This window comes from Streptomyces scabichelini, assembly GCF_011045015.1.
Lineage (GTDB): Bacteria > Actinomycetota > Actinomycetes > Streptomycetales > Streptomycetaceae > Streptomyces > Streptomyces scabichelini.
On record NZ_JAAKZY010000392.1, the window covers coordinates 1 to 4,231 of the forward strand.

The following is a 4,231-nucleotide window of genomic DNA, read 5'->3' on the forward strand; positions in this document are numbered from 1 at the left end:
CCACCCGGCCCACCCCAAAAGGCGACGCCCCGTCAGCGCCCGCACTATGCCAAAGAGGCCCCGCCACCCGGCGCGGCCCCCACGGTCTGCGCTCTCGGGAGGATCTGCCATGACCGCCAGTCTGGAGCAGTTGCGACGCTGTCATTTCGCCGTCGATCTGGGCGCGGCGAGGACCCGCGTGTATGTGAAGGGCGCCGGGCTGGTCGTGGACCAGCCGAGTGTGGCCGCCGTCAACACGAGGACCGGCGCGCTGATCGCGGTCGGCGAGTTCGCCGAGAAGATGACGGGCCGTACGCCCGGATACATCCGCGTCGTCAAGCCCGTGTCCGGCGGCACGGTCGTCGACATCGAGATGGCGCAGCGGATGCTGCGGCAACTGCTCGGCGAAAGGCTCCGTCGCACGCTTCGTCGCAAGCCCCGGCTGCGCGCCGCCGCCTGTACGCCGCACGGCTCGGACCCGCTCGCCCAGCGTGCCGCGGTCGAGACGCTGGTCGGGCTCGGCGCGCGGCGCGTCGAGCTGGTGGACACGCTGATCGCGGCCGCGGTCGGCTGCGGGCTGCCCGTGGAGCGGGCCGAGGCGACCATGATCATGGTGTGCGGGGCGGCCCACACCCAGGTCGCCGTCCTGTCCCTCGGCGCGATCGTGACCGCCGAGCGCATCCCCGTCGGCGGCGAGGCCGTCGACCACGCGATCGTCCAGCACCTGCGCCACCAGCACGAGTTGATGCTGCCCAGTCAGTCCGTACGTCCCTTGCAGCTCGCCCTGTCCGGGAACGGGCTCACGCCGCAGGGGCCGGCCTCCACCGAGATCCACGGGCGGGACGTGGCCACGGGGCTCGCCCGGTCCGTACGGGTCGACACGGCCGCCGTACGCGATGCCATCCAGACGCCGCTCACGGCGGTGCTCGACGGTATCGGAAAGGTGCTGCGCAACTGCCCGCCGGACCTGGTGGCCGACCTCGCGGACCGCGGGATCATGATGGTCGGCGGCAGCGCCCTGCTGCCGGGCTTCGACCAGATGCTGCGGCACGCGACGGGCATGCCGGTGCACATCGCCGAACGGCCCGAGGTGTGCGCGGTCCTCGGCCTGGGCGAGATGCTGGACGGCAGGATCCAGCCGATGGCTCTTGACTCGGTGTCGACCTGAGCGGGCAGTACCGCGCCCCATAAAGGGAGCGGTGAGATGCGCCCCGTAAGGGGCGCGGGGCTGTATCAATTTGCGGCTCCGCCGCGTGGGCGCGACCAGCCCCCACCGGCCCGCAGATTAATCACCGTTCTCCAGCGGAGCGCTCCCGTGCGGACCGTCAGCCCGTCCTGCCGCCCCACCGCAGGTCGGCCCGCTCCCACTCCGCGTCCCACTGGCGCATACGGCGCCGGTCGAGGCGTACGCGGAAGGCCCAGGCGCCCAGCAGGACGGTGCCGCCCGCGCCCGTGGCCGCCAGCACGCCTGCCGAGGCCGCTTGCAGGACCGCTTCCGCGTCGCTGAGGGGCTTCGCCATCAGGGCGCCGTCGCGGTCGGTCCAGATGGTGGTCCGGGTGCCTTTGCGGGCCTCGGGACGGACCTGGGCCTCGCCGGTGCGGACGCTGCCGTCCGGTGCCTTCCAGCGGACCGTGGCCCACACCAGGTCTTCGCCCACGGCCTGGGCCGGCGACCGCTCCGGCGCCCTCTCGGCGAGCACCGCCGTCACGGTCCGGCGCTCCTCTCGCTGCCGGTCCACGCTCCGGGCCACCACATCGGCTGTCACCAGCCCCGCGATCAGTCCGCCCACCAGGGCGAACAGCCACGCGGCGAGCACCACCCAGGCCTCGACGACGTCCACGCGCCGCCGGAGCGGATTGCTCCGCCACCGCCACAGTCTCACCGTCGTACGACGTGTCATCGCCATCGGCCAGCACCCCCTTGTGAGCACCGACGGCAGCACTTCCCCGTGTCTTCCAGTGTGCTCCCAGGAGCCCTGGAGAGCACTCAGGAGAGCATTCGGGCGGGCACGCCCTGATCACGGAGTGACGCGGGCGGGCCGTCGAGGACGGTGAAGGCGTCGTCGAGACGGGTGAGACGCATGATCCGCCAGACCCGGGGAGTGCCGCGGACGAGCCGCAGGGTGCCCTGGTGGTCGTCCACCCGGCTCTTGATGCGCAGCAGCAGGCGCAGGCCGCCCGCGTCGAGGAAGGTCACCGGACGCAGGTCGACGACGACATCGGCGTACGAGCCGTCGAGGACCTCGGCCAGTGGCGGCAGGAGTTCCGCGTACGCCCACGCGTCGATCTCTCCTGACAGTTCGAGTACGAGGCTCTCGCCGGCCTCGCGATGGTGCAGGGCGAAGGTGAAGTGATGGGTGCCCATGGCCCACCCCCTGTGTTTCTCTCCTCCTGTGGGGGAGCGACGGCAACGTGAGACACGTCTGCTGACGGATGCGGCGTCTGACGCCACCGGGGTCCGGGGTGGCACCGATGGTTATGTCAACATCGTGCCCCGTCAGGGCCTGTTCGTACCCTCCGGACGAAGCTCGTTCGTGCCCTCCGTGAGGACGGCATCCGGTGCGAGGGTGCGGCGGATGAGGGCCTGTGCGGTCTCGGTGAGCCGGCCGCCGTTGCGGGCTGCGTACGCGCGCAGGACGCGCAGCGCCTCGACCAGGTCGCGGCCACCGTGTTCGGCGAGCATGCCCTGGGCCATCTCGACGGATGCCTTGGCGGCCAGGGCGGCCTGGCCGTGGGCCTGGATGTCGATGGCGCGGACCGGGTCAGGGCTCCAGTGGACCAGCGCGACGGCGGCGACGTCCGCGAGCGCCTGGGCGAGCTTCAGGTCGGCCGGACGCAGTCCGCCGGCCGAGGTGGAGAACAGGTTCACCGCGCCGATGGTCTGCCCGCTGACCCGCAGCGGGAACGCGTGCGCGGAGCGGTAACCGGCGGCCATCGCGACCGGCGCCAACCGCGGCCAGCGGTCGGTGCTTCGGGCCAGGTCGGGGGCGTCGACGGGTCTGTGTGTGCGATAGCAGTCCAGGCAGGGGCCCTCCCCGGTCTGCGACTGGAACAACTCCAGGAGGGCCGCGCTGTCGTCCGAGACGGCCATCGTGCGCAGCGTCCCGCGGACACCGGCCATCATGATGCCGACCCCGTCCGCGCCGATGATGTCGACGCAGTGCCCGGCCAGCCGGTCCAGCAGGACCACCGGGTCGAAGTCGTCGGCGAACGAGTCGGCAAGACCGGCGAAGGCCTCGGCGAGCTGCTGCTCACGGTTCATGACCGTCCACCGTCCACTTCGTCGCCGCCGTGCCCGCCCTGACCGTCGTCCCGCTCCTCGTCGGTGCCCGGCGCCGCCTCGGGGAAGCAAACCGTCCCCGCCACGACGTCGCGGGCCAGCTCGCTCACCGTCCGCCCCTGGGCGAAGGCACGGGCCCGTATCCGGTCCAGGGCCTGTTCCGGGTCGACGTCCAGCTGGACCATGACCATGCCGATGGCCTGGTGGACCTCCATGTGGTCGGCTTCCGCGGCCTCTACCCATGACGCTACTCCGCCGCCGTCCGTCGCATCGGAGCCGTCGGCGCCGAAGGGCAGTTTCAGGACGGCGAAGGTGATCGCGTCCCGGACCAGGAGAGCGAGGCCCAGCTCCTCGCCGGACAGTGCCCCCGCGCTCCTGCGGTACAGGTCGAGCGTGCCGAAGGCCAGCGCGCCGGTGCCCAGCGGCAGCGAGTACACCGCCCGTACGTCCAGTTCGACGGCCTGATGCGCGAAGACCGGCCAGCGGCGGGCGTCCCGGCCCCGGGTGAGGTCCTCGGCCAGCACCGGCGCCGCCAGTTCGAGCGCGCTGCGGCACGGCCCGTCGCCGAGCGTGTACTGGGCCTCCGCCAGCCCGGCAGCGGTCTCGTCGCTGGCGCACCAGGTGATACGTACGGCACTGTCGGCCACGAGGGAGATCGAGGCGCCGGAGACGGGCAGCAGGTCCACGGACGCCCGGCACAGCGCCTGGGGCACCTGTCGGGGATCGGTGGCCGACGCGGCCGCCGCCAGGGCCTCGGTGATCCGCCACCGGTCGGGGCGCTCAGGACGCTCGGGGTGGGGATGCCGTGGCTGCATCGCTGCCACCTCCGCCCGTTCGCTCCGTACGCTCGTGCAGCCGGCCAACATGATCCACCAGTATCGCCCATGGATACAGCCCCCGAACGTTGTGCCGAGGGTGGTGCGGGACGGTCGCGAGTGGTGCGGGGTGGTCACGGCTGGTGCGGGGTGGTTG

General features: G+C 72.3%; 5 protein-coding genes. 1 reads left to right on the forward strand and 4 read right to left on the reverse strand.

The window, feature by feature from the left end:
• The first annotated feature begins 109 nt into the window (after positions 1-109).
• Positions 110-1,147: a rod shape-determining protein gene (locus G5C60_RS49710; RefSeq protein ID WP_165270759.1), complete on the forward strand. Its 1,038-nt coding sequence runs from the start codon at positions 110-112 to the stop codon at positions 1,145-1,147.
• Positions 1,148-1,304: 157 nt separating this feature from the next.
• On the opposite strand, the gene G5C60_RS49715 is transcribed toward G5C60_RS49710, so the two are convergent.
• From G5C60_RS49715 to G5C60_RS49730, 4 genes are all read right to left on the reverse strand, one after another.
• Positions 1,305-1,886, reverse strand: coding sequence for an Rv1733c family protein (locus G5C60_RS49715; RefSeq protein ID WP_165270761.1), 582 nt, complete (start codon positions 1,884-1,886; stop codon positions 1,305-1,307).
• Positions 1,887-1,966: 80 nt separating this feature from the next.
• Complete coding sequence (locus G5C60_RS49720) at positions 1,967-2,344, reverse strand: STAS domain-containing protein (RefSeq protein ID WP_165270763.1); 378 nt, start codon at positions 2,342-2,344, stop codon at positions 1,967-1,969.
• A gap of 132 nt (positions 2,345-2,476) precedes the next feature.
• Entirely contained in the window at positions 2,477-3,241 is a 765-nt protein-coding gene (locus G5C60_RS49725; protein ID WP_165270765.1) for a GAF and ANTAR domain-containing protein, read from the reverse strand.
• The coding region (locus tag G5C60_RS49730; protein ID WP_338146156.1) for a GAF and ANTAR domain-containing protein at positions 3,238-4,231 on the reverse strand (994 nt) is incomplete at its 5' end. The genes G5C60_RS49730 and G5C60_RS49725, both read right to left, overlap by 4 nt.

Bases quoted from the DNA above. Each gene is read 5' to 3' on its own strand.
- G5C60_RS49710 (WP_165270759.1), top strand. From the start codon at position 110: ATGACCGCCAGTCTGGAGCAGTTGCGACGCTGTCATTTCGCCGTCGAT.
- G5C60_RS49715 (WP_165270761.1), bottom strand. From the start codon at position 1,886: ATGGCGATGACACGTCGTACGACGGTGAGACTGTGGCGGTGGCGGAGC.
- G5C60_RS49720 (WP_165270763.1), bottom strand. From the start codon at position 2,344: ATGGGCACCCATCACTTCACCTTCGCCCTGCACCATCGCGAGGCCGGC.
- G5C60_RS49725 (WP_165270765.1), bottom strand. From the start codon at position 3,241: ATGAACCGTGAGCAGCAGCTCGCCGAGGCCTTCGCCGGTCTTGCCGAC.